The 24,638-nt window shown below is 60.2% G+C and carries 21 protein-coding genes and 5 pseudogenes; 17 read left to right on the plus strand and 9 right to left on the minus strand.

Annotation, left to right across the window (positions count from 1 at the left end):
• Positions 1-163: 163 nt before the first annotated feature.
• Genes MAFF_RS25095 through MAFF_RS25110 form a run of 4 tightly spaced genes read right to left on the minus strand, consistent with a single transcriptional unit; the run spans position 164 to position 2,510 of the window.
• Entirely contained in the window at positions 164-1,120 is a 957-nt protein-coding gene (locus MAFF_RS25095) for an ImmA/IrrE family metallo-endopeptidase (RefSeq protein WP_010913794.1), read from the minus strand.
• Complete coding sequence (locus tag MAFF_RS37030) at positions 1,117-1,644, minus strand: helix-turn-helix domain-containing protein (protein ID WP_010913795.1); 528 nt, start codon at positions 1,642-1,644, stop codon at positions 1,117-1,119. Before MAFF_RS37030 ends, MAFF_RS25095 begins: the two co-directional genes overlap by 4 nt.
• 15 nt (positions 1,645-1,659) lie before the next feature.
• Entirely contained in the window at positions 1,660-2,307 is a 648-nt protein-coding gene (locus tag MAFF_RS25105) for a hypothetical protein (protein WP_010913796.1), read from the minus strand.
• On the minus strand, positions 2,304-2,510 hold the full coding sequence (locus tag MAFF_RS25110; RefSeq protein WP_010913797.1) for a ribbon-helix-helix protein, CopG family: 207 nt from the start codon (positions 2,508-2,510) through the stop codon (positions 2,304-2,306). The genes MAFF_RS25105 and MAFF_RS25110 overlap by 4 nt, the downstream gene beginning before the upstream one ends.
• Positions 2,511-2,657: 147 nt before the next feature.
• On the opposite strand from MAFF_RS25110, the gene MAFF_RS25115 reads away from it, so the two are divergent.
• From MAFF_RS25115 to MAFF_RS40835, 3 genes are read left to right on the plus strand one after another with little or no spacing between them, the layout of a single operon-like run.
• Positions 2,658-3,314: a multiubiquitin domain-containing protein gene (locus tag MAFF_RS25115; RefSeq protein WP_244420604.1), complete on the plus strand. Its 657-nt coding sequence runs from the start codon at positions 2,658-2,660 to the stop codon at positions 3,312-3,314.
• Complete coding sequence (locus MAFF_RS25120) at positions 3,289-4,479, plus strand: ThiF family adenylyltransferase (RefSeq protein WP_010913799.1); 1,191 nt, start codon at positions 3,289-3,291, stop codon at positions 4,477-4,479. The genes MAFF_RS25115 and MAFF_RS25120 overlap by 26 nt, the downstream gene beginning before the upstream one ends.
• The gene (locus MAFF_RS40835) at positions 4,479-4,880 is read left to right on the plus strand and encodes a DUF6527 family protein (protein WP_244420833.1); all 402 of its coding nucleotides are present in this window, start codon (positions 4,479-4,481) and stop codon (positions 4,878-4,880) included. Before MAFF_RS25120 ends, MAFF_RS40835 begins: the two co-directional genes overlap by 1 nt.
• On the opposite strand, the gene MAFF_RS25130 is transcribed toward MAFF_RS40835, so the two are convergent.
• Positions 4,881-5,468: an aldehyde dehydrogenase family protein gene (locus MAFF_RS25130; protein ID WP_010913801.1), complete on the minus strand. Its 588-nt coding sequence runs from the start codon at positions 5,466-5,468 to the stop codon at positions 4,881-4,883. It abuts the gene before it with no gap.
• A gap of 254 nt (positions 5,469-5,722) precedes the next feature.
• Here MAFF_RS25130 and MAFF_RS38165 point away from each other — a divergent pair.
• The 4 genes and pseudogenes from MAFF_RS38165 to MAFF_RS25140 all read left to right on the plus strand — a co-directional run.
• Positions 5,723-5,857, plus strand: a pseudogene (locus tag MAFF_RS38165) (transposase); the annotation flags it as partial.
• Positions 5,858-6,054: 197 nt separating this feature from the next.
• Positions 6,055-6,267: pseudogene (locus tag MAFF_RS41490) on the plus strand (hypothetical protein); the annotation flags it as partial.
• Positions 6,268-6,322: 55 nt separating this feature from the next.
• Positions 6,323-7,267 (plus strand): acyltransferase family protein, encoded by a 945-nt coding sequence (locus tag MAFF_RS25135; protein WP_157866073.1) that lies wholly within the window; start codon positions 6,323-6,325, stop codon positions 7,265-7,267.
• 55 nt (positions 7,268-7,322) lie between these two features.
• Positions 7,323-7,694: a hypothetical protein gene (locus tag MAFF_RS25140; protein ID WP_044549118.1), complete on the plus strand. Its 372-nt coding sequence runs from the start codon at positions 7,323-7,325 to the stop codon at positions 7,692-7,694.
• 76 nt (positions 7,695-7,770) lie between these two features.
• Here MAFF_RS25140 and MAFF_RS38175 read toward each other — a convergent pair.
• Positions 7,771-8,679: pseudogene (locus tag MAFF_RS38175) on the minus strand (IS630 family transposase); the annotation flags it as partial.
• Positions 8,680-8,880: 201 nt separating this feature from the next.
• On the minus strand, positions 8,881-9,756 hold the full coding sequence (locus MAFF_RS39310; RefSeq protein ID WP_157866074.1) for a glycosyltransferase family 10 domain-containing protein: 876 nt from the start codon (positions 9,754-9,756) through the stop codon (positions 8,881-8,883).
• A 35-nt stretch (positions 9,757-9,791) separates the two neighbouring features.
• Between MAFF_RS39310 and MAFF_RS25165 the strand changes: the two genes are divergently transcribed.
• Positions 9,792-10,939 (plus strand): IS3-like element ISMlo4 family transposase gene (locus MAFF_RS25165; RefSeq protein ID WP_157866075.1). Its coding sequence is split into 2 segments (ribosomal slippage): positions 9,792-10,041 and positions 10,041-10,939, totalling 1,149 coding nucleotides; the frame shifts between segments, so codons are not numbered across the junction.
• Between the two features lie 463 nt (positions 10,940-11,402).
• Here MAFF_RS25165 and MAFF_RS25170 read toward each other — a convergent pair.
• A pseudogene (locus tag MAFF_RS25170) lies at positions 11,403-11,839 on the minus strand (transposase); the annotation flags it as partial.
• 148 nt (positions 11,840-11,987) lie between these two features.
• A pseudogene (locus tag MAFF_RS25175) lies at positions 11,988-12,615 on the minus strand (aldehyde dehydrogenase family protein); the annotation flags it as partial.
• 511 nt (positions 12,616-13,126) lie between these two features.
• Here MAFF_RS25175 and MAFF_RS25180 point away from each other — a divergent pair.
• From MAFF_RS25180 to nodI, 9 genes are all read left to right on the plus strand, one after another.
• Positions 13,127-14,089, plus strand: a complete 963-nt coding sequence (locus tag MAFF_RS25180; protein ID WP_010913814.1) for an ArdC family protein — start codon at positions 13,127-13,129, stop codon at positions 14,087-14,089.
• A 206-nt stretch (positions 14,090-14,295) separates the two neighbouring features.
• Positions 14,296-14,715 (plus strand): DUF2958 domain-containing protein, encoded by a 420-nt coding sequence (locus MAFF_RS25185; protein ID WP_044551266.1) that lies wholly within the window; start codon positions 14,296-14,298, stop codon positions 14,713-14,715.
• Between the two features lie 78 nt (positions 14,716-14,793).
• Positions 14,794-16,524 carry a ParB/RepB/Spo0J family partition protein gene (locus tag MAFF_RS25190; RefSeq protein WP_044549133.1) on the plus strand — a complete coding sequence of 577 codons (1,731 nt, stop codon included), beginning with the start codon at positions 14,794-14,796 and terminating at the stop codon, positions 16,522-16,524.
• 244 nt (positions 16,525-16,768) lie between these two features.
• On the plus strand, positions 16,769-17,743 hold the full coding sequence (locus MAFF_RS25195; protein ID WP_010913817.1) for a hypothetical protein: 975 nt from the start codon (positions 16,769-16,771) through the stop codon (positions 17,741-17,743).
• A 416-nt stretch (positions 17,744-18,159) separates the two neighbouring features.
• Entirely contained in the window at positions 18,160-19,341 is a 1,182-nt protein-coding gene (ubiM, locus tag MAFF_RS25200; RefSeq protein WP_010913818.1) for a 5-demethoxyubiquinol-8 5-hydroxylase UbiM, read from the plus strand.
• Between the two features lie 372 nt (positions 19,342-19,713).
• Positions 19,714-20,319 (plus strand): nodulation methyltransferase NodS, encoded by a 606-nt coding sequence (nodS, locus tag MAFF_RS25205; RefSeq protein WP_010913819.1) that lies wholly within the window; start codon positions 19,714-19,716, stop codon positions 20,317-20,319.
• A 1,249-nt stretch (positions 20,320-21,568) separates the two neighbouring features.
• Positions 21,569-22,162, plus strand: a complete 594-nt coding sequence (locus MAFF_RS25210) for a NodA family N-acyltransferase (protein WP_044549143.1) — start codon at positions 21,569-21,571, stop codon at positions 22,160-22,162.
• A gap of 127 nt (positions 22,163-22,289) precedes the next feature.
• The gene (nodC, locus tag MAFF_RS25215) at positions 22,290-23,564 is read left to right on the plus strand and encodes a chitooligosaccharide synthase NodC (RefSeq protein ID WP_010913821.1); all 1,275 of its coding nucleotides are present in this window, start codon (positions 22,290-22,292) and stop codon (positions 23,562-23,564) included.
• Between the two features lie 49 nt (positions 23,565-23,613).
• A complete protein-coding gene (gene nodI, locus MAFF_RS25220; RefSeq protein ID WP_010913822.1) occupies positions 23,614-24,636 on the plus strand; it encodes a nodulation factor ABC transporter ATP-binding protein NodI in 1,023 nt (340 codons plus the stop codon).
• Positions 24,637-24,638: the final 2 nt, after the last annotated feature.

Raw genomic sequence — 24,638 nt, forward strand, 5'->3', positions numbered from 1 at the left:
GCAAAATACGGCTACCGAATCCCACAGCTCTCAACAGTTCGTCCGCTTCAAAGAGCGCAACGATCGACTGAGCGGCTGGAATGCGGGGCATTGCTTTCCGGCAGCCTCGGGCCGCAAGCGGCCGCCTTTGGCTGTCATCGGGCACTTGAAATAACCGTCTGAATCAGGCTGCCCTGTAGCCGACGGGGGAAATGCGTTGGTGTTTCTTCTTGTAGATGCAGTAAGTGAGCAAATCATAGGTATTTGAGAAGCTGTGCAACCAGAATATGTGAGGTTCGCCGTTCGCATCATAAAAGATGCTTTCGCCTTCGCCTACCGGACCCCGCTTGCGGTTGGTTGCGTGATCGCAGATCGCGGAATAGGCAACTTCGGTGGTGATTCCGGGAAAGTGCTCAGCAAGCGCTTTCGATCTCGGGAAATAGGCCACGTTGTCATTCCCCGCCTTCTCGCAGATATCTCTGTGATAGGGATGCCGGCTGACAACGCCGAAGGCAGGAAAGTCCGGATCGCGTTCGCAAACCATTTGCCAAAGCGTTGTCGTAAGGGTGTTCCCGTAGCGCTTGCGAAGCTGCTCGATGCTCTTCCATTCAAATGAGCAGTCCAGCGCTTCGGGACGAAATCTTCCCCCGAGAAACAAGAGGTGGCGCCCGCCATAATTGGCTTCCGCCTCCATTGCCTGATGGAATGTCGGGTTCAGCGTGGACTCATTGTCGCCCAGAAGCAGGGAGCGATGCCAAGGCAGAAGATCATGTGTAATCTCATGTGCGATGAGGAAGCGTCGCTTCAGCTCGGCTACATCATCATCGATGAAGATTCGCTTGTCGCCTTCCTTCAGCATCAGGATACCACGAAGGCCATATTGCTGGACTACATCGACCATGCGCTTGGCCGTGCTGGTGATCTCGTTGCCAGCGATTCGCGCCCGGTGGGCGATCTCATCCAGTAGGCTCAGGTTCGCTTTGCTATAATAGGTAAGGTCAAGCTTTTGCAGCGCGCGTACCTGCTCGAGCCGTAACGGGGGCTCTGGATTGCCGAGATCACGCAGCAGACGTGATATGTGCTCATGGATATCTCGGCGCTCAAAGTCCCCGATTATCGGCTCAATCGCGGACATGGTCATCCATTCTTCTTATCGATTGACGCCAGTACCTTGACGAAATCGTTGAGGTCGCGCCTTTCAGCCTGGCTTAGCTTCGACAGGTCGTCCGAACTCGCGGCAAAACGATGCGCCGCTTCGGTGAGATTGTCGTTCTGCGCAAACGACGCCGCGGTCAGCTGTTCCACAGCACGTGCTGAAACCCCAATGAACTCGGCTAGCTGATGAACGGTACGCGGGCCTGGAACATAGCAGGGATCCTTCTCCACCTTCTCCAATTCCGCCGCATCAACACGAATTTTGGCAGCCAACTGCGCAATACTCAATCCGTCCTTGCGTCGAAGCTGATGCACCAATTTAAACAGCACAACAGTTTTGTGTTCAGAGGCAGCCGAAGGCTGCCCCGCAGTTGCTTGGTGACGAGACTTCTCCTGCATAAGACGCTCAAGCGGAGCTGCATCGCGCAGCGGGAGTCCCGCGTCGCAATCGACATCTGGATCATGTTCGATATGGCTGCGTAGCCAATCGGCAGTGAAATGTAATTTCATGGTCGACTCCTCTTGCTAGTGTTGCACGGATAGGAAAGTCGCAGCATCGCTGCTGGAAAGCTCGAAGTATCTCAGCCCTTTATGCACTCCTTCGCTATCCGCTCCAAGATCCGTCATTCCGATCGCATCCCGGTAGAAAACTTCTGCGCCAGGAAGGGAATGCAGACCGATCCGGCCACCAAACTCTTCTTCCAGGCTCAAGCTGACGGCCGTGCCAACGAGCGCACGCCCCGCACCCTTGTAAGTCGGCTCAGCAACCAGCTTTGGTCGATTCCATGGCGCCGTCGCCAGAAACTCCACGTAGATCAGCGGCACTCGCTGATGCTCGGGATGGCGACTGAAGCAGTCTTGGCCACCTTTGCGTGTCATCATGATGGCCTGTGTGCTGCCACCACATTCGAGCACGAAGAAATCGAACAGGAACGGGTCGTTCAGCGCAGCCAGCGCCTTCTTGCCCCATTCCCAATGGGCGTCTTCGGCATTGACCTCCGCTAGAGTCTGAAGAGAGGCCTTGGCTTCCCTGCGACGCAGCTCAAAAAGCGGCCGCCAGCGTCCTTCGATATGCGCCAGATTCGTGCTGTCCAGGCCATGATACAGATCTGCATCTTCGAACCGGCCTGTTGCGCGATTTAAGAGAAAGACGCGATCGATCAGCTCTTTCATAGAACCATCAGCTCTACTTTTTCTGACTTATCCGCGCTTTCGACAAACACCTTTTCGCCACGCGCCAGTCGATCGTCGACTGATTTGTACAGCCGCAGCGCCTGGCGAACGAGCGCGGTTTTGGACAGTCCTTTTTCTTCACACATGGTTTCAAGGACGCTCATTTCCGCGTCCGACAAGTTAAGCGTCATCGTGCGCTTCATAGGCGCCTCCTAACCAGTGTTTTTTATGTAGCTATAAAGTCCACAATTGTCAATCAAAAAATGAGGATAAAATAGCTATTAACTAGCTAGACATTGGCTAAAAATTGCATATATGTCTTGTGCAGAATGAGAGACAAGGAGGCTTCGATGCCTGACGTGACGAACTTTACATTCAAGCTGGACGGCCGCGTGGTGGCTACCAATGACGCCATCATTTCTGGTCGCGAGGTCCGCGCCCTCGGTGGGCTTGATCCGGCCAGCGACTATATTCTCATCCAGATAGCGGACAGGACATCGCGTTCGATCGGCCTTGAGGAAGCGATCGACTTCAGGGAGATGCCCCACTCTGAGTTCCTTTCATTCCAAGGCGACAGGGCCTTTTCTTTCACCGTCAACGAGCGTGGCTGGGAGTGGGGATCGGCGACAATCTCCGCGGCCGACATCTATCGCTACGCGAGCATCGACGAGGATCTCGAGCTGATCCTGGACAGCGCCGGCGATACGGTCATTCCCGCTGACGGCGCGGTGACTCTTGGCGGACAGGGCGTGGAGCGCATCCGCAGCCGCGAGGCGAAAACGGTGGTCATCAAGGTCAACGGTCGATCGCGCACGGTACCCAGGAGAAAGCACAGCTATCGCGAGATTGCACTGCTCGCCTACCCCGACGCCAACTTTGAGAAGTTCAAGTACACGATCACCTACCTGAAAGGTGTCCACGGCGCGGAAGGTGATCTGGTGGAGGGCGAGAACATCGAAGTCAAGAACGGGATGGTCTTCAATGTCCGCCGATCTGATAAGTCGTGATCCGCATCTGAAGCGGCTGCTGGACGAGGGGTTCGAGCTCGAGATGCGCGAGCTCGTTCTTCTCCTCGTTCACAGCGTCCCCTACGTGAAGCGCGACAAGTCGCTTGGCCGCGGCACGCTTGTCTGCACTCTGTCGCTGGATACCCAAGGCCTGACCGCATCTCCACAGACCGACCACACCATGTGGTTCACCGGAGAGACGCCTTGCCATCGCGATGGTGCGCCGATGACCAATATCATTCACAACAGCAACGAGGCGACTGTCGGGTCCGACATCAAGGTCCACCACTATTTCTCGTCGAAGCCAGAAGGGACCGGCCAGTATGCCAACATTTACGACAAGGTTGTCACCTACGAATCGCACCTCGGCGCCGCCGCGCGGTCGCACGACAAGACCGCGAACGCGCGCACAGGCGTCACGCTAGCCAGCGCGCAGGACGATAGCCCCTTCGCGATCCCCGATTCTGCGTCAGCCCGCTACGGAATCGTTGCCGCCAATCGCAAGCTCAGAGGCCGCGTCGCGATCATCGGCCTCGGCGGCACCGGTGCCTATCTGCTCGATCTCGCCGCCAAGACCCGCGTTGCCGAGATCCACCTCTACGACGACGACCAACTTCTCAACCACAATCTTTTCCGTTCGCCTGGTGCTCCCGAACCGGTGCTGGCGAAGAATTTTCCCCGCAAGGTCGATTATTACGCAGCGCTTTACGCGCGCATGCACAAGGGCGTGAAGCCGCACCCCACCAGGGTCAAGGCTGACAACATTGACGAATTTGCGGGATATGACTTCGTCTTCGTCTGTGTTGACAAGGGATCGTCGCGGCGCGTGATTGCCGAAGGGTTGGTTCGCCTGGGCATTCCATTCGTCGACACTGGCATTGGTCTTGGACTCGAACACAACACGCTCGACGGTTGCGCACGGGCGACTTTCATTGCCCCCGGCACGCCGTGGGCGGAGGTGGCGACCCATCTGTCGTTCGGTGACGACGATGAAGAGGCCGATGTGTACGGAACCGAGATCCAGACCGCCGAGCTCAATTCGTTGAACGCGATCATGGCGATCATGCGCTGGAAGCGCTGGCTGACCTTCTATCGTGATGAGCGCAACGAAAGAAACGCGACATACATGATCGAGGGCAACAACATCACCAACCGGGGGGCATGATGGCTCGGGTGGATTGTCTTACAACGGTCTTTGTCGAAGACATTCCCGAACAGCTGGACGACGGGGTTCTTTACGTGTCGCGCCAATGCCACGTTGCCCTCCACAATTGCGCCTGTGGCTGTGGCGAGGAGGTTTCGACACCGCTCGTTCCAACCGAATATGACCTTGTCATGGAGGACGAGGGCGCTTCGATCTGGCCGTCGATCGGCAACCACGACTTCCCTTGTGGCTCACACTACATTGTCAAACGTGGCCGAATCCATTGGGCGGGCAAGATGTCTCGCGAGCAGATCGAAGCCGGCCGCGCCTACGACCGCCTTCTCAAACGCGGCGCCCAGCCAAAGGGGCTCAGGGCCATCCTCGCATGGATCAAGCGCCTGTGGATCAAGTTCATCGGCTAATCAGCTGCGGCCGATGGCATCGCCTTTGCAAGCATAGATCAGGTTGACGAAGCCTTCGGGAAAGCCGGCCTCCGCCGCGAGCGCAATCATTGCGCCTGCAACAACAAGCGGCGTCTGTTCGGCAGTTTGAGGATGACCGCGCAGCCCGCCGCCAGCACCGGCGGGATCCTGCGCGCGACCATCGAGGCAGCAACGCCGACCGGCTGCTTGACCACCAGCATGCGCCGGTCCGACGAGGGCGGGGGAGATCGTCTCGCCATAGACACGATTGGCCTTCGGCGTACCAATGCAGATACGCGGGCCGCGTGAGGGACTTCGAACTGGCTTCGCAAGCGGCTCGCCCATCTCCGCGTCAAGAATGGCAGCAAGGCCGACGGCATGGTCTATGATCAGCTGATGCCAGCGCCACAGCATGTCGCAGCACTCCCGGGCGGTCATGGCCGCCCATCCAGCCTGCGCCATATACGCTTGGTCGACCGCTGCGCGCCTCCTCGACCCCATGTCGGGAAATTTCCGCCAGCACGTCGCCAGTGGATGGATCAAGACCTCGAAAATTCGCTCGCCAGGCGGCGTGCCGAGTGGCGGCATGCGGTCGATAGCGCCGAACAGCTATGCAGATTTCAGGTGCAAGCGGTTGGCACAGAGGCACGCCTGGCGGGGGCATCGGCCGTTGAGCCTGCGAGCTGATAAAACGGCAGCGCAAGGCGTGGCGTCCAGGCGGCCGCGGCAAGCGGCAATCTGCCGGCACTTGATGGCGCCCGCGCGCCTGAAGGCGCGTGCCGGGCGCTCGTGAACCGAGCCCGCTTTTTCTTCGCGAGGCTCAGACGGCCTCGGCCATCCGGCTTCGCCGTCTCCTAAGCGCCAAGGGAGGACGGTCGCCCTTCGATACGGTGATGATGTTGAAGATCATGGTGCTTCAGGCGCTCTACTGTCTCTCGGACGATCAGGCCGAGTTTCAGATCCAGGACCGGCTGTCGCCGGTGGGCATGGCCCCATATCCATCCCATGGATGCATTATATCCAAACAATCAAGTTCACCCATCCGTCATGATGCTGCATAGCGCAGGAAAGCCAATGTCCCGTGCTTTCCAGCTCACGTTCACGAGCGTGGACTTTGTAGGAAGAACCAAGTCGAAACCGGCGCATCATAAGGGGCAGAGTATCCATGAACGCAATGGCGGCGGGGCAGGCCGGATCTGAACGTTTTATTGCTTTAGAGGGGTTGAGGGGGCTGGCTGCAGTTGGCGTCCTCTTGTCTCACGCCCTCTTCGCTGTCGAGCCAGGGATATTCAAAACCATGTACCCGTTGGCGCAAGCAGCGTGGCCAGAAATCGGATGGCCTGCTCAGCTTCTAACTCTCCCCCCACTCAGCATGCTTATCAACGGAAGCTTTGCGGTTTGTGTATTCTTCGTTCTAAGCGGCTTCGTCCTTACCAAGTCTTTTGCTGACACTGGAAATGCGTCGGTGCTTTGTATCCAGAGCAATCCGACGGATACCCCGCCTCGGCATTCCAATCGCGGCTTCAATCGTTTTTGCCGGTGCCATTTTTGCCATGGGGCTGATGAGAAATCTTGAAGTTGCTCCACTCACGGGCTCGATCTGGCTGACCTGGTATTACCCTAGCTCAATTACGGCCGCGAACATCGCCAAGGAGGCCCTATATGAGTCCTTATTTCTCGGTAAGAACAAACTCAATTCACCACTCTGGACGATGTCCATTGAGCTCGTCGGTTCATACTTAGCCTTCATGTTCGCCTTCGCTACGAGGTGGTTCACCTTCGCCCTCGTCACAGTTTTTGCCGCGGCTCTCTCTTTTGCGGTCCATATAGCTTACCTGCCCTTCGCCTTGTCGTTCGGGGTCGGCGTCCTCCTGACTCGCGTTTCTCCAGCGAAATGGTCTCACAAAGCCAAGATCGCAATCTTTCTTGCTGCCATCTATCTTGGCGGCTTCTCAAACGACATCTTGTATGAGCCGATCATCAAACTCTCCCCAATCGACTTTAATCCCCTGAAGGACGCAATGCACTGCGTCGGTGCAACCTTCCTTGTCGCTAGCGTTCTCGCGCTTCCGTCGCTTCAGCGAGCCTTCTCGTCATACTTTTTCCCACTCCTGGGTCGATTGTCGTTCTCGGTCTACCTTCTTCATTTCCCTATCCTTTGTTCCCTCGGGTGCTTTGTCTATCTCTGGACTATCCAATGGGGGCATGCCATTGCGGCTAGTAGCACTGTCGTCATTGTACTTGTAACCACCATCATTGCTGCGGTGCCTTTTCTGCGCCTTGTAGACGTGAAGTCCATGAAAGTGGCCAAGAGGGTGGACCAATACCTGAGAGGTTTTTGTGTAAGACTGCGGAGCCGTAGACTGGCGCTGCGCTCAACCATTTGAGCGGGACAAACATAGCTAATCATTCTGACCTCAATAAAACGAAAGGTGCCCTGCCTTGGAAGAATTCGTATCACGCATCGCCACCAATGTCGGCGTCGACCCGGCTCTCGCAGACAAGGCCGTTGGCATGATGCTGGGTTTCCTGCAACGCGAGGCAGCCGACGGTGCCGCTGCGCGCATGATCGAGGCCATTCCCGGAGCTTCGGAATTAGTGGCGAAGCATGATGGTGAGGACGCAGAGGGCGGCAGCGTCCTCGCCGGAGGCGGCGTGGTGGGTTTCGGCCAGCAATTGATGAACGAGGGTCTCAGCCTGGGAAATATCGCCGGCCTTGCTAACGAGATGATCGCCTTCGCCAAGGAACATGCCGGCGACGAACTCGTGGACGAGGTCCTCAATTCCGTTCCCGGCCTTCCCCAGTTCGCCTGATCAGCAGCAGCCGGGTGGCGTACGATGTCGTGCGCCCGTCTCGGCCCTCTTGCGCAGCTAGAGCAGATTCGACGTATTCCGGGTCATAGCCGTCTGCCTCGAAATAGTGGCTGCATTCCTCGGCTGTGAAAGCTGCGAGGCAGTTGGCCACGACCGACCAGAGTTCGTCGATGGTTCGGGTTGCAGCCTTTCTCAGGAGAGCCTGGAGTTTCGAGAAAGCCATCTCGATCGGGTTGAAGTCGGGAAGCGGCGGCAGGAACAGGAGCCGCGCCAACCTTCTCGATCACCTCGCGCACGCCGCTGATCTTGTGGGCGGGCAGGTTGTCCACGACCACGATGTCGCCGGGGCGAAGCTCGGGTGCGCGGACCTGCTGCGCGTAGGCGAGGAAGGCAGAACCATTCATGGGCCATCGAGCAGCATTAGCGCCGCCAAGCCGCCCAGCCGCAGGCCGGCCGTGAATGTGGTGGTCTTCCCATGGCCGTGAGGAACGGCCGCCCGACAATCGTTCGCCGCGCAGGCTGCGGCCACGCAACCGCGCCATCTTTGTGGATGCTGCGGTCTCATTGATGAAAATCAGCCTCTCGGGGTCGAGATCGAGCTGGCCATCGAACCAGGTTCTGCGGCGGCGCAGAACATTGGGGGCGCTGCTGTGAGGCGGCGTGCGCCGTCTTCTTTTGAAACGTGATGCCGCGCCGGTCGAGGTACAGCCGGACCGTGGACGACGCTGCCCGCACGCCGCGCTCGGCGGCAAGGCGCTCCCCGATCTCAGCAAGCGTGATGTCCGGCGCGTCCTCGATAAGGCCAAGAATGAAGGGGCGCATCGAGCTTCGAACGCGACGGCTGGCCCTGCTTGCGCGCTTCCATCTGGCCGGTCTCGCGATAGCGGCGATACCAACTCCCGGCCGTCGAAATACCGATCCGGAAGCGACGCGTCGCCTCGCGCGTCGAAACCCCCGACTTCAATGGCCGCAATCCCGCGCCCACGAAGGACCGCCCTTAGGCTCCTCGTCATCATCACATCCTCGTAAATCACCGGGACAGTGAATCAGACAGGATCTATCGCGTGATTCCCAAACCGACTCTGTGTTCATCAAAAGATGCTCAAGGTATTCTCCGCCGCGTGTTCCGTACAGACCCTGCCAGACTACCAACCGCCGGGCGCGCAAAGCGAATGAACTTTGGAGTTCATTCGTCTACCCCAAAATCGACTGCAGGCGTACCGATGTGCATAACTTTAGGCGGCAAAGGCTTATCCTGAACGCTTTCGATGAAGCCCGCGAGATAAGCAAATGTATTGTATTTCTCAAGTACCAACCGCTTCGCCTCTCGTATTGCATCGCGACGTTCCTTCCAGAGGTCCGATTCGATGATTTCTCGGATCTTTTGAATTACATTCTTGTCCTCTGGATCAATCAGAACCATTGAGTCCGGGGGAAAGAACCTCGTGATTGCCGGGCTGCCGTAATTGATCGGCATTGTTTCAGCAACGAAGCAGTCCATAAGCTTCTCTGTAAAATAGTAATCAGCTCTAGTATTCTCAAAAGCTATACTGTAGCGGTAAGGTGCAAGTGCGTCCCATTTATCTCCAATCAGGTGAAAGCCTCGGCCGAACAGGTCGAACTCGAGCTCCCCTCTCAGCCGTTCCAAAAACGCCAGCCGATATCGATGTCCTTTAAGCATGGCGATGTTGCTGGTAATCCATGAGAGCCGACGCGGCTTGTCAACGACTTCGCTGACCAGAAGTTGGTCATACGTCTTTCTTACAGACCAAGACCGAGTGATGGGTGGAGACAAGACGAATCGACGCCCTGCATTCTGCCGAGCTACCAGCTCTGCGTCAGACGTCAGAACGATGGTATTTTCCCCCTGCCCAAGATGGAGGGCGCGATGAGCTTTCGTCGGCGGTTCGCCGATTGCAAAAATGGTCCTGTTCGGGCTCGCCTCAATATCAACAGGAAGTCCAAAAACAGAAGGAGAGTTAAAGATTATATGCCAATCCGGCGTGAAGGACGTCTTGCGTACAAAAGCGACATTGTGGCCTGCTGCCGGTTTCGTGGACACCGAGATAAGGTGTTTAACGGAACTGGAGAGTGGGAATGCAGAGAAGGAAGTTCAGCCGCGAGTTCAAGCTTGAGGCGGTGAGATTGATCGAGGATCGGGGCGTTGCGGTGGCCCAGGCTGCCCGCGACCTCGATGTCCACGAGAATGTGCTGCGCAAATGGGTGCGCGAGCTATCGGCCGATCCGCAGCGTGCGTTTCCCGGTCATGGGCAGATGAAGCCGGAGCAGCAGGAGATTGACCGGCTGCGTAAGGAAGTCGCGAAGCTGAAGGCGGAGCGCGACATCCTAAAAAAGGCCGCAGCCTACTTCGCGAGGGAAGTGACATGAGGTTCGCTTTCATCGCGAGGCACCGGAACATCTGGCCGGTGGCATGGCTGTGCAGTGCGCTGGATGTGTCCCGCTCGGGCTTCCATGCCTGGCTCAACCGCAGCCCTAGCGTTCGCTCCCAGCATGACGAGATCCTCGTTTCCAGGATCGACCGAAGCTTCAAGAGCAGCGACCGCACCTACGGCGCGCGTCGGGTCTGGCACGACGTTCTGGCAGAGGGGCTTTCCTGCGGACTGCATCGCATCGAACGCCTCATGCGGGAGAACGGCCTCCGGGCACGTCCACGCCGGCGCGGACTGCCGAAGGATACCGGCGAGCGAGCCGCCGTGTCGGACAACCTCCTCGATCGCGCCTTCGAGGCATCGGCCCCGAACCAGAAGTGGGTCGCCGACTTCACCTATATCTGGACTGCGGAAGGATGGATCTACGTTGCCGCCGTCGTCGATCTGTTCTCCCGCCGTGTCGTCGGCTGGGCGATGAAGGCCGAGATGACCGCGCAGCTCGTCACCGACGCTCTCATCATGGCGATCTGGAGGAGAGGCAAGCCCGACAGCCTGCTGCACCACTCCGACCAGGGATCGCAATATACGAGCGAGCAGTTCCAGCGACTGATGGCCGACCACGGCATCACCTGCTCGATGAGCCGGTCGGGCAACGTCTGGGACAACGCTGCGATGGAGAGCTTTTTCTCGTCGCTCAAGACCGAGCGGACAGCCCGCAAGGTCTACAGGACGAGAGATGATGCGAGGGCGGATGTGTTCGATTACATCGAGCGCTTCTATAACCCTCGGCGAAGGCACTCGACGCTGGGCTATCTGAGCCCCGTGGAGTTCGAGGAACAAGCTATGTTAGCTTAACCTCGTGTCCGAAAAACCGGCAGCAGGCCATTGTTCCAGATTCCGCTGCCCTTTGGAGTGAGATGGTGGATTGCGTCTTCCAGACCGCCCCAAGAATCGAGGCAGGCAGCAACTATGGGCGCCGGACGTTCCGTCAGCAATTTGGCGCTAGACAAAGCAGTTCGACTCCTTCACTTCGGTGGTACCGGCAGTAATTTCGGCACCAGGATCAGACCTCTCTGCGCCTATTCCCGTCGTGAGATGAAGCTAAAACGATCGGAATCGATGGCTAAACGGTACGCAGGTAAGCCCTTCGATATCGAAAAGTCTGGGAGAACTATGCTTGTAACCCCTGCTCCTCCATCTCAATCGGCTTCCATAATCTAGCTCTGACGATTTTTGATGCAGTTTGGGAGTTCTGTCGAGAGTCTTCTGCAAATTTGCGATCACGGTCGCCGGTGTTGGCGGGTCAGGCGCGGCGTCTTCAAGTAACGCAAGCGCCCAGCCCGCCCGCCGCCGTCAGGAGGCCTTGGGCTCCTCCAGCTTGCGCGGCATCTCCTTGCTCGGCCAGGTGCTCCCTGTTGAGATAGCGAATCGCCTCCAGCAGTTTTCGTGTGTTTCGACGGCGAGCGCGCGGACGAGCCGCAGGCAGTTCTCGGCGCTGGGAAAGATGCGCACCACATGGGTGCGCCGCTTGATCTCCTGATTGAGCCGCTCCAGGCTGTTGGCGCTCTTCAGGCTGTTGTGATGCTGGCGTGGCAGCCGGTTGAAGGTGAGCGTCTCCTCGACGTTGTCCTCCGCCCACTGGCACAGCTTGGGGCAGCGCGTCTCCCACTTGGCCAGCCATTGGGCGAGGTCGCGCCGCATTTCGGAAAGGTCGCGCCGGTCATACATCCAGCGCAGTTCCTGCAGGCAGTCATCATCGATCCATTGGGCCGGCAAGATGTCTCGCGAGCAGATCGAAGCCGGCCGTGCCTATGACGCCTTCTCAAGCGCGGCGCCCAGCCGAAAGGGCTCAAGGCCATCGTCGCATGGTTCAAGCGCCTGTGGATCAAGTTCATCGGTTGATCAGCGTGCGGCCGACGGCATCGCCTTTGCAAGCATGGATCAGGTTGACGACGCCTTCGGGAAAGCCGGCCGCGCACATTGCGCCTGCAACAAGCGGCGTCTGTTCGGCAGGTTTCAATATCACGGTGCAGCCGCCGCCAGCGCCGGTGAGATCTTGCGCGCCACCATTGAAGCCGGGAAATTCCATAGCGTGATCGTGCCAACAACGCCGGCTGGCTGCTTGATCACCAGCATTCCCGGTCGGTCGAGGGCGGGGAGATCGTCTCGCCATAGATGCGGTTGGCCTCTTTGGCATACCATTGCAGATATGCCGCCGCATGCGAGACCTCCGACTTGGCTTCGGCAAGCGGCTTGCCCATCTCAGCTGTGAGGATGGCAGCGAGGTCGGCGGCGTGGTCGATGATCAATTGATGCCAGCGCCAGAGCATGTCCCTGCGATCCCGGGCGGTCAACGCCGCCCATCCAGCCTGGGCCGTATAAGCCTCGTCGATCGCCGTGCTCGTCTCAGCGCCCATGTCGGGTAGCTCTGCCAACACTTCGCCAGTGGATGGATCAAGCCCTCGAAAGTTCGCTCGCCAGGCGGCGTGCCGAGTGCCGGCATGCGTCCATAGAGACGAACAGCTATGCAGATTTCAGGTGGAGCATCAGCGGTTGGCACAGAGGCACGCCCGGCGGGGGCACCGGGCGTTGAGCCCTGCGAGCTGATAAAACCGCAGCGCAAGGCATGGCATCCAGGCGTCCGCGACAAGCGGCAATCTGCCGGCACTTGATGGCGCCCGCGCGCCTGACGGCGCGTGCCGGGTGCTCGTGAACCGAGCCCGCTTTTTCTTCGCCAGGCTCAGGCGGTCTCGGCCATCCGGCTTCGCCCCCTGGCGCGGGCAGCCTTCGGCTGCTGGCGGTCGCCGGCCTATCGGCCGGCGCGGTTGGTTCGTTGGCCTTTCCCGGCGGCGCGGGGTGGGCGGCACTCCCTTCTGGGCCCGCCGCGGCATCCCGCAACCCTTCGCTTGCGCTTCGGGTCCTCCTCTTCGTTCCGGTCCTTCGGATGCGGTCCGCCTCCGACGGCGGGCCTTTCCGGTCGGGTCTCGCCGCCCACCCCGCTTCCGGGGAAAGGCGCGGGATTGAAGAGCGGAGGACCAGACGATGCGTGCAAAACACCAGCGTTCCGGCAGCCGAGAGGCTGGCGCGGGCAGGGGCGGGCGCCCGGGCGCCAGCCTTTATCAGGAAATCACGGACCGCATCATTGCCGAACTGGAGCGCGGCACCGTGCCATGGGTCAAGCCATGGGGCAGCGCAAAGGCCGACCTCGGCCTGCCCAGCAACGCGGCCACCGGGCGCCGCTATTCCGGCATCAACATCCTCATCCTGTGGGGCGCCGTCATCGAGCGCAGCTATCCCGGCCAGAACTGGCTGACCTTCCGGCAGGCGCTTGCCCTTGGCGGCAATGTCAGGAAGGGCGAGCGCGGCACAACAATCGTGCATGCCGACCGCTTTGTCCCAAAGGGCGAGCAGGAGCGCGCCAAGACAGACGGCGACGAGCCGCAGGCGGTGCCGTACTTGAAGCGCTTCACCGTCTTCAACGTCGCGCAGTGCGACGGCCTGCCCGAGCACCTTTACGGCAACGCCGAACCGCTGCCCGAACGCGAGATCGTCCCGCAGGCCGAGGCACTTATTCGAGCAAGCGGCGCGGATTTCCGCATCGGCGGCGATCGCGCTTTCTACATGCCGGGCAGTGACTCCATTCAGGTGCCGCCGCAGCCGGCATTCTTTCAGCAGATCGACTATTACCGCACCTGCTTCCACGAACTTGGCCACTGGACCGGCCACCCGGCACGGCTGGCGCGCGACCTCTCCGGCGCCTTCGGTTCCAAGACCTATGCGCGCGAGGAACTGGTTGCCGAAATCACTGCTGCCTTTGTCTGCTCGACCCTCGGCATCGAGCCGACCGTGCGCCATGCCGACTATATCGGCACATGGCTGAAGGTGCTGCGCGAGGACAATCGCGCCATCTTCCGCGCCGCCAGCCTTGCCTCCAAGGCCGCCGATTTTCTTCTGGGCTTCAACGCCGAGGCCGAAGGCGCGCAACAAGACGAGATCGCGGCATGAGCGCGCGCGATCCCGACACCCTGCGGACCGAGCCAACGCCGCAAGGCGAGCAGACGCTCATTCCCGGTGTCCAGCCACCACGCGCGACCGCCTCGCCCTTTTGGCCGACGCGCCGATGCGCCCACGCGCGGCGCAAAAGCCGCTCGATATCGGGCTGTTCGATGACGCCAGAAATCAACGCGACCTGTTTTGAGAGGAGTTTTCCCATGATCCTGATCACCGACGACCTTCGCGCCCCGCTGCTCGCCAATGGCGCAACCGACACTGAAACCGACCATGTCCCGGTGGTCAAACTGTTCGATCCGACCGGGCCAGCAACCTGGCTTCTCACCGAACTCGACGCCGACGGCGACACCCTTTTCGGCCTTTGCGACCTCGGCTTCGGCTTCCCCGAACTCGGCAGCGTCAGTCTTGCCGAGCTTGCAAGCGTCAAGGGGCGGCTTGGCCTCGGCATCGAGCGCGACCTCTGGTTCAAGGCGCGCTTTCCGCTCTCCGTCTACGCGCAGGCAGCGTGCAGCGCCGGCCACATCACCGAAGCCGAGCGGCTGCTGCGACAGGCGGCAGAGGCCCTTGGCAACGCCCATTCCAAGCTTCCGCTCGACACGGCGGAACAGACGCGCCGCTAGGCGCGAAAACCGTCCCGCCGCGCCGGCTTGCAGCCTCTGCGGCGGGGCAATCCCACCCCGCAACGAAGGAGACAAACCATGCAACTTGCCCACATTCCGCTTGATAAGCTCAACATTTCCGCGCTCAACATGCGCCATTCCAAACGCGCGCCCGACGTGTCGGACATCCTGCCGTCGGTTCGCGCGCGCGGCGTCCTGGTGCCGCTTTTGGTGCGGCCCAACGGCACGCCGGAAAGCTTCGAGATCGTCGCCGGCCGGCGCCGCTATTTCGCCGCCAAATCGCTCGCCGACGAGCGCGGCGAGGGCAATGCCTTGCCCTGCGCCATCATGGAAGACGGCGACGACGCCGACGCGCTCGAGGCCTCGCTGATCGAAAACTTCGCCCGGCTCGATCCCGACGAGGTGTCGCAGTGGGAGACGTTTTCGCGGCTGATCAAGGAGGGCCGCAGCGTTGGTGACATCGCCGCCACTTTCGGCATCACCGAGCTTCTGGTCAAACGCATTCTGGCGCTCGGCGATCTTCTCCCCAAAATCCGCGAGGCCTATCGGCGCGAGGACATCGACGCCGAGACGGCGCGCCATCTGACCATGGCCTCCAAGGCGCAGCAGAAGGATTGGCTGGCGCTTTATGCCGACCCCGAGCAATACGCTCCGCGCGGCCACCAATTGAAGCAATGGCTGTTCGGCGGCCAGTCGATTTCTACCAAGGTGGCGCTGTTTGCCATCGAGGACTATCCGGGCCTGATCGTCTGCGACCTGTTCGGCGAGGACAGCTATTTCGCCGATGCCGACCTGTTCTGGCAAAAGCAGAACGAGGCGATTGCCGCCAAACGCGATGCCTATCTGGAAGCCGGCTGGCCCGAGGTCGCCGTGCTGGAACCGGGACAGCATTTCCAGTCATGGGACCATGAAAAGACGCCGAGGAAGAAGGGCGGCAAGGTCTTCATCTCGGTCTCGCATCGCGGCGCGGTCGAGTGCCACGAGGGCTGGCTGTCGCGCAAGGATGCCCGCCGCGCCCGCGCGCAAGGCGAGGGCGGCGAGCACGATGAAACCCCCGCCAGGCCGTTGCGGCCGGAACTCACCGGGCCGATGCAGAACTATCTCGATCTGCACCGCCATGGTGCCGTGCGTACCGCCATGCTCGACCATCCTTGTGTCGCGCTGCGCCTGATGGTGGCGCATGCCATCACAGGTTCGGGCCTGTGGCAGGTTCGCCGCGAGCCGCAGCGCACCGCCAATGAAGCGGTGGCGGCAAGCATCGCAGCCTGCAGGGCCGAAGCCGCATTCGCCGAAAAACGGCGCGCGGTGCTGGCGCTGCTTGGGCAGGCCGACGAGGAGGGCGCGATAGCCGGCGGCAATGGCGACGCCTTTGCGCTTGCCGCAGTCTTTGCCCGTTTGCTGGCACTTTGCGACGACGACGTCATGCGCGTTCTCAGCCTTGTCATGGCCGAGACGCTCGAAGCCGGCAGCGCCGTCGTCGAGGCGCTCGGCAACCATCTGGGCATCGACATGGGCGCGTGGTGGCAAGCGGACGACGCCTTCTTCGACCTGCTGCGCGACAGGGAGATCGCCAATGCGATGCTGGCCGACCTCGCCGGCAAGCCTGTCGCCGACGGCAATGTCGCCGAGAAGGTCAAGACGCAAAAGAAGATCATCCGCGATTGCCTGTCGGGCGAGAACGGCCGCGAGAAAACCGACAACTGGATGCCCAACTGGATGAAATTCCCGGTCGAAAGCTACACGAAACGCGGCGGCTTCCGCACCGCCGATCAATGGGCGAGCGTGCAGCCGCTGTTCGTCCGCCAATAGGTGCCAAGCCGGGCGGCGGCTCTTTTCAAGTGCCGCCGCCCCGTTTGCCTGCCGCTGGAATATTGGCTGATGCGCACGGCGATCCGAACAGCATGTGCCACGCGCAAGGCTATTGTGCGTTGCACAAAAACCGACGCGCGGCTACACGTCCTTCCGTTGCGGGAATCGGGCTTGGACCAGCGGCGAGGCAGTGAGAACCGATGCTTCGTCGATATCATATTGCATTCATAGCTGAGGACCCTTCATGACCCTTTCGAGCCCTGACAAATCCGGCGCCGCCAGTCTCGAGGCCATCGCGCGAAACGGCGGCGTGCTGCGCCGCATCGCCGTGCGCATTCCGACCTATCTGTCGGACATTCGCGAGAACCCGGCATGGCTGCCGATGTTCGTGCTCGCCCGCACCATGCCGGCGCGCCGGATGCACTGGCGTGGGGCTAAGCCGGTTCGCGTGTCGCAAAAAGCCCACGACACGATGTTTGCCGGCGTCGATCGCCAGGAAATTGTCGAGGCGCTGCGGTCGGACGGGCTGTTTTGCGGGCTCGTCCTGCCGACTTCCATCCATAAGGAGATCGCCGCCTTCGCCCGCTACACGCCTTGTTTCGGCAATTTCGATCGCCGTCTCGAATTCATGGCTGAGGACCATGCCGAGGCCGAGAAGCGTTTCGGCCGCCCCTTGCTCAGCGGCCACTTATTCGAACACATCCTCGGCTGCAAGGCAGCGGTCGCCATCCAGAACGATCCGCTGCTGCTCGACATCGCCGCGCATTATCTGGGCGCTCAGGCGAAATTGATCACCACACGCGTGTGGTGGAGCTTCCCGACCAGCGAGGCTTCCGACGCCGACAAGAACCGTGCCTCGCTCGGCAAGTATCATTTCGACCTCGATGACTGGCGGATGCTGAAATTCTTCTTCTACCTGACGCCGGTCGACGAAGGCACCGGCCCGCATGTCTATGTCCGTGGCAGTCATAACCGCCGCGCCATCAAGCATCAGCTGACGCTGCTTGTCGGCCATCCGGCGCAGGAGGTTCTCAAGGTCTATGGCGACGACAGTCCCGTCACGCTGACCGGCGAAGCCGGCCTCGGCTTCGTCGAGGATCCGTTCGGCTTCCATATGGGCACCGTGCCTTCGCGCACGCCACGACTGATGATGGAAGTCGGCTTCGGCGTCTCGCCGCCCTCGCGCCGGCGCTTCCATGGCGAGCCGGTTATTCGCTGATCTCGCAAAAAGTCCTTAATAGCCTTCCCCAGATCAGACGCCTGGTTCTCCCTTGGGCTGGCTGGTGCCATGGCGTCGTCATGGGATCAGCTGGCACGACTGGATTGGATCGATGTCATCTGACGCCGGTTCCGCCTCGACTGACCCAGATCAAGGCCACGCCCTTGTCGGCGTGGTTTGATCGCCCAGTCCTTCACGGGAAAACGCATGGGCTGACCGACAGCCTGGTCGTCGCTCCCATCATCTTGACAATCCAGATCATACAGCAGGCAAATGACGCTTCACCAGCCAGGAACCGACGTGAGAACCGCGCTTGAGGCGATGCGGGCAATAGATCACAGCGCAATCGATGCACGACCTGCGGCTCGACTCCCCCAACATCTCACGAAGAGAACCGACGCGCTGGCGGCACGCTGATGGCCGGCTGTGACGACAGCTTCGACATTATTGTCGTGGGCGCCGGGCCGGTCGGACTTTCCTTCGCCGCATCGCTTGCCTATAGCCAGCTCAAACTGGCGGTTGTGGAAGGGCAGGCCCTGGAAAGACTGGCAAGTCCGGCTTTCGACGGCCGCGAGATCGCGCTCACCCACGCCTCGATTGGAATCCTTCGCGAGCTCGGCGCCTGGGATGTTATCTCCGCTTCGGACAAGTCACCGCTTCAAGGCGCACGCGTCCTCAACGGATCGAGCCCGTTTGCGTTGTGTTTCGATTCCCCCGGCGGATCCGCGGAACCACTGGGCGTTCTGGTCCCGAATTGCCAGATCCGCGATGCCCTGTTCAAGATCATCCGCTTGCGGGGCCATGCCCGGCTGCTGTGCGGCCACTCGGTCGTGCGTGCAACAAACAGCCGTCAAGGAGCAGTGATAACGCTCTCCAATGGCAGGCAGCTGAGCGCTCGCCTTCTCGTTGCAGCCGATTCGCGTTTTTCCGCCACCCGCAATCTGCTCGGCATCGGCGCCGATATCAATCGGCTTGGCAACTCGATGCTGATTTGCCGGGTGAGGCACGAGCGCCCCCACCACCAGATCGCGATCGAATGGTTCGATCACCATCAGACGGTGGCGATGTTGCCCCTCGCGCCAGGCGTGTCGTCGCTGCTTTTGACTTTGCCCTCAAACGAGGCCGACGGACTGCTTGCCCTCGACGACGAGTTGTTCCTGAGGGAGTTGACAAAGCGCTGTCGAGGGCGCCTCGGCACCATGAGCCTGGCAAGCCAACGCTATATCTATCCGTTGGCCACGACCTGGGCGCACAGGTTCCGGGCGCCGAGCTTCGCATTGATCGGCGACGCTGCCATCGGCATGCATCCGGTGACCGCGCATGGCTTCAACATCGGCCTTGGCGGCCAGAAGCAGCTCGCCCGGGGTATAGAGACCGCATGGCGCGACCGTCGCGACATTGCCGACCCCGACATGCTCCACAGATATGAAAGCCGACTGCGCCTGTCGGCGGCGCCGCTCTACCATGCTACGAATATCCTCGTCGGACTCTACTCAAGCGAGCATCCGGCGGCACGGCTTGCAAGGCATGTCGGGCTGCGCCTCGGCCAACATCTTCCCTTTGTCCGTCATGGCATTGCGGCCATGCTGAGGCGGTGAACCCCGGTCACCATAGTCTCATCATCAGCGTGCTGGCGTCGTAGCAGGCGGGCGCGTGTGGTTCGATGGGAGCGGTCGCGGCTGCGCGGGATCAGCTTGATGAAGACGGGGCTGCTGAATGCCGCGAGCCTCTTCCATCGCGGATCGTCAACGTGTCAATCGCCGTGTGTGTGCGAATCCACGCCCAATTCCGCCTTCGATGTGTTCACTGCGTGGATGGTTGTCATCCAAACAATCAATTTTGCCAATCCTGCGGACCCAATTAGGAGCGTGACCGAAATCAACTGCCTCGGCCCGCAGTACGGTCCCGACCCTACCGACATCTGACGGCATTTGCAGCGCCGGTGATTGCTGCCTTAGCTAGGTGCGAATTTGACCCAAATCGATCATGAACTGCTGAATCGAGAAATGGCCGCAGACGATCCATGGCGGCTCGATGGCAACCCGTTCGAGCGGGAGCGCCACACCCAAATTCTCCGGTTGTCACTTGCGCAAGGTCGAGTCGCGAATGCGCTCGAAGTCGGGTGCGCTGCCGGCGCTTTTACGGAGCGGCTAGCCCCCATTTGCCAGCGGCTCACTGTGATCGATGTCGTGGAGCCAGCGATTACCCGAGCACGTTTACGCATGAAGGAGACGCCGCACATCAGCTGGATAATTTCCGATGTTCAACAGTTTTCGAGTGATGAGCTGTTCGACCTGATCGTCGTTGCGGAGGTTCTTTACTACGTCGGAGACCTCGTTCAGATCCGCGCGGCAGTCCGCAACCTGGTAGGTCTGCTTGCGCCAGGCGGGCAGCTGGTTTTCGGGTCGGCACGTGACGCCAATTGCCAACGCTGGGGGCACGCTGCTGGTGCAGAGACCACCATCGCCATGCTGAACGAATCGTTGACCGAGATCGAGTGCATCGAGTGCCGGGGCGCGTCGATCAATGAAGACTGCCTGCTGGCTCTCTTCCGAAAGCCGATTTCCGCTGCCTGATAAAACACTGGGAGACACTGTGCGCTTCTGCGGTGTCAAGCTGACCCAATATGCGGACGTATAAGAGCGCCCGATGCAACAAGTAGCTGGATCCGGTTGATGGTAACAACCGCTGACTACATCCGGCTTCTTCATGCGGCTCGATGTTCAGCGCCGCGAGCCTCGAGGGGTTTTCGCCCGCTTCCACCTCAACGGCCCCAGACGTCGGCCGAAGCCTTTCCGGTCCAGACATCAGGTTCGGAAGCGGCGGGGTGACCGTTCCCCACCTCTGCCATTTTGCGTAACGGCTTTACCCAATAAATGACCCATAGATGCCCACATGAAGCGAAGTCCTTATTTTGCATGGCTCCCTATGCGGGACGGGCTCTACGGCTGCCGCCACCGAACCTCAAAGGTGTTTCGGCCCAGGTAGGTGACGATCCCTAGCCGGGAAAGCGGCACTCCTCGTCGGGGGCCGTCGGTCCCGTGTCCCGCCTTATGCGGCGCTATGCTGACACTCCTACGGCTGCCCTTTTAACCGATCTCGTCGTTGCAGTCAGTCCCGCGTCCCGGCCCTTCGGCCGGCGCAAGTGCTGACGCTCCTTAGGCTGCCTTTCTGTGTGCGGCGATTTTTGATCCCTCGCACGGAATGAAGACTTAGGGGCCAGCTCCTTCGCGCACTTCAGGCCTCAGGTGCTCAAGCTGTGTGTTCCAGTCGGCCAAAACCTCAAACAATTCGTTCGAAGTAGCGCCATCCGGGCGCGCCCTCCTTCCCGCTCTCCAGGTGCTTTCACCGACAGTCCGGTTGACCGGCAACACTCGAAAGCATTGACCAGACGATTCCTGTTGGCGAGCGCGATAGAGCTTCGCGGAACCTGTTTGCCGCCGGCGATCCAGAGCTGCGCGATCGCCATGCATCATCGCGTGCGCCAACGGTCGCCGCGTTTGCTGACGCCTAACAGTCGGGCCGTCCTCCACTTGATCGCTGCTTCGGCACGGGCGCAGCCACGCGCTGGCGGCCGCTCTTGAATCAGGTTGTGTCACCGACAGCTGCCATCGGTGCCGCCGCTTATCGGGCCAATCGAGCACGACCAGAAGGTTCAGATCAGGCTTTGAAAGGCATGGTTTTAACATCCATAGCGTGGATGCTCGCGATCTAAACAATCAATTTTACCAATCCGGGAGGGCCGTTCATAGACCCATGACATGCACCGCCATTGCTCTATCGCGTGGGGTGCACAAAAGAACCCGAAAAAGAGGAAGTCTTCGCATGCGCCCTGACGTGCAGTGGAGGTTATGCTGGGAAAATGAGTTGCAGCTTCCCGATCACCTCGAACTCTCTGAGTTCTTCCGGAAGACCTATGAGCCGACCGGAGCCTTTAATGGGAAGCAATTCGCAGGCGGTCGAAGTTGGGCCGGTGCAAGGCCGGAGCTCCGCGTAATCGGCCGTGATGTGCACGGGGTAGCGGCTCACTTGGGCCTGCTGCGCCGATACATCAAAGTTGGCGACGATGATCTGCTTGTCGCTGAACTCGGTCTATACGGGGTGCGTCCGGATCTTGAGGGGCTGGGAATCGCCCATTCGATCAGCGTGATGTATCCGGTGCTGCAGCAGCTTGGCGTTCCATTCGCGTTCGGCTCGGTGCGGCCCGCGCTCCGGAACCATGTTTCGAGGTTCTGCCGCAAAGGCTTGGCGAACATTTTGTCGGGCGTTCGCGTGCGTTCAACCCACCCGGACGTGTACCTCGATCTGCCTCCCACGCGAGTCGACGACAACGTACTCGTCCTGGTGCTCCCAATTGGACGCTCAATGAGCGAGTGGCCGGCCGGCACTTTGATCGATCGGAACGGTCCAGAGCTATGAAGGACGCCCGCTACGACGTCAGTCAGCGCGACCCGCCCCCATGGCGTTGATCGAGCTGATTCCAGCATTGGCCGCGGTTTTACTATCCGCCCGCTTCCCTCAAATTCACTGAAAAATCTGACATCTCATGAACCTATTTGCCTCAGCCAGTACTGTTGCCATCTGCTCTTACGCGCTGCTGTCGACCGTCTATAAAACCGCGCAGGTCTTTTATACCCTGCCTACAAACGTACCGCCGACCTCGGGCGACCCGCCCAGCGGTGAGCCTTGGCCGAGCGTCGATGTCATTATCCCGTGCTACAACGAGGCGCCTCGCACCCTCTCGGACTGCCTGGCTTCCATTGCAAGTCAGGACTACGCCGGCAAACTGCAGGTCTATGTTGTTGATGACGGTTCTGCAAACCGCGATGCCCTCGTGGGTGTACACGAGGAATACGCGGGCGACCCGAGGTTCAACTTCGTTGCGCTCCCAAAGAATGTCGGAAAGCGCAAGGCGCAGATTGCCGCCATTCGCCGCTCGTGCGGAGATTTGGTGCTGAATGTAGATTCGGACACGATACTCGCCCCGGACGTCATCACCAGGCTTGCGCTAAAGATGCAAGATCAAGCGGTCGGCGCCGCCATGGGCCAGTTGGCGGCTAGCAATCGCAGTGAAACTTGGCTGACGCGGTTGATCGACATGGAATACTGGCTCGCCTGCAACGAAGAGCGCGCAGCGCAGGCTCGGTTCGGTGCCGTCATGTGTTGCTGCGGTCCGTGTGCCATGTACCGGCGATCCGCGCTTGTTTCGCTGCTGGATCAGTACGAGACGCAGCGCTTTCGAGGGAAGCCGAGCGACTTCGGCGAGGACCGCCACCTTACGATCCTGATGCTGAAAGCAGGCTTTCGAACAGAGTATGTCCCGGAGGCCGTCGCGGCAACAGTCGTTCCCAACAGCATGGGTCCCTATCTGCGCCAACAGCTTCGCTGGGCCCGGAGCACTTTCCGTGACACGTTGCTGGCGTTCCAACTGCTGCGCGGCCTTAATATTTATCTCACATTGGACGTGATTGGCCAGAATATTGGCCCATTATTGCTCTCTTTGTCGATTCTGGCGGGGCTCGCGCAATTCGTAACGACAGGTACTGTGCCTTGGACGGCATGCCTGATGATTGCAGCCATGACTATAGTTCGCTGCAGCGTGGCAGCGTTTCGTGCGCGCCAACTTCGATTTCTCGGGTTCTCGCTCCACACACTCATCAACATCTTTCTCTTGCTACCTTTGAAAGCATACGCGCTGTGTACATTAAGCAACAGCGATTGGTTGTCGCGAAGCTCTGCGGCCAATGTGCAAGACACCGGCGACGCCCTTCCAAAGCCAAACCTGGTGGGATCTGACGCCGCTTACAGCGAACAGCAATAGTTACTTGATCGCAGGTAGAAGAGTTTTGAGCCAGGACCAGAAACATCAAGTGTTGAAGCGTAAGTTGGGCCCAGAGGATTTGCGGCGGCTCGAGACTCCTGCGATCGAACGGGAGTCTCACGGGCAAACAAGCGCGAAAAGCTCCGTGCCTGACTCTGCGTCAACCGTGGCAGTCGATTTTGCCGGCGTAACCAAGTCGTATGGGAACAAGATCGTTGTCGACGAACTGTCGTTCTCCGTTGCGTCGGGAGAGTGTTTCGGCCTCCTCGGACCAAACGGGGCGGGCAAAAGCACGATTGCGCGTATGCTCCTCGGCATGACATGCCCTGACGCGGGCACGATCACGGTGCTTGGCGTCCCGGTGCCGGCGCGCGCTCGGCTGGCACGCAGGGGCATTGGCGTGGTCCCGCAATTCGACAATCTTGACCAGGAATTCACCGTACGCGAGAACCTGCTGGTGTTCGGACGCTACTTCGGCATGAGCACACGTCAGAGCGAAGCGGTCATCCCGTCGCTTCTCGAGTTCGCTCGCCTCGAGCGCAAGGCGGATGCGCGCGTCTCGGAACTGTCCGGCGGCATGAAGCGATGCCTGACAATGGCGCGGGCGTTGATCAACGACCCCCAGCTCATTGTGATGGACGAGCCGACCACCGGCCTCGATCCGCACGCGCGCCACCTGATCTGGGAGCGGCTGCGCGCCCTGTTGGCACGCGGCAAGACGATTATCCTGACGACGCATTTCATGGAAGAGGCTGAGCGATTATGCGATCGGCTGTGCGTGCTCGAAAAGGGCCGCAACATCGCCGAAGGCGGCCCGCAGGCGCTGATCGACGAGCATATCGGATGCCAGGTCATGGAGATTTATGGCGGCGATCCGCACGAGTTGCTTTCGCTGGTCAAGCCACATTCCCAGCGCATCGAGGTCAGCGGCGAAACCCTTTATTGCTATGCGCCAGACCCTGACCAGGTGCGCACGCAACTGCAGGGGCGAGCAGGTCTGCGTCTTCTTCTGCGTCCAGCCAATCTCGAGGATGTTTTCTTGCGGCTGACCGGGCGCGAGATGGAGGAGTGAGC

Origin of the sequence: Mesorhizobium japonicum MAFF 303099 (genome assembly GCF_000009625.1) — a bacterium.
GTDB lineage: Bacteria > Pseudomonadota > Alphaproteobacteria > Rhizobiales > Rhizobiaceae > Mesorhizobium > Mesorhizobium japonicum.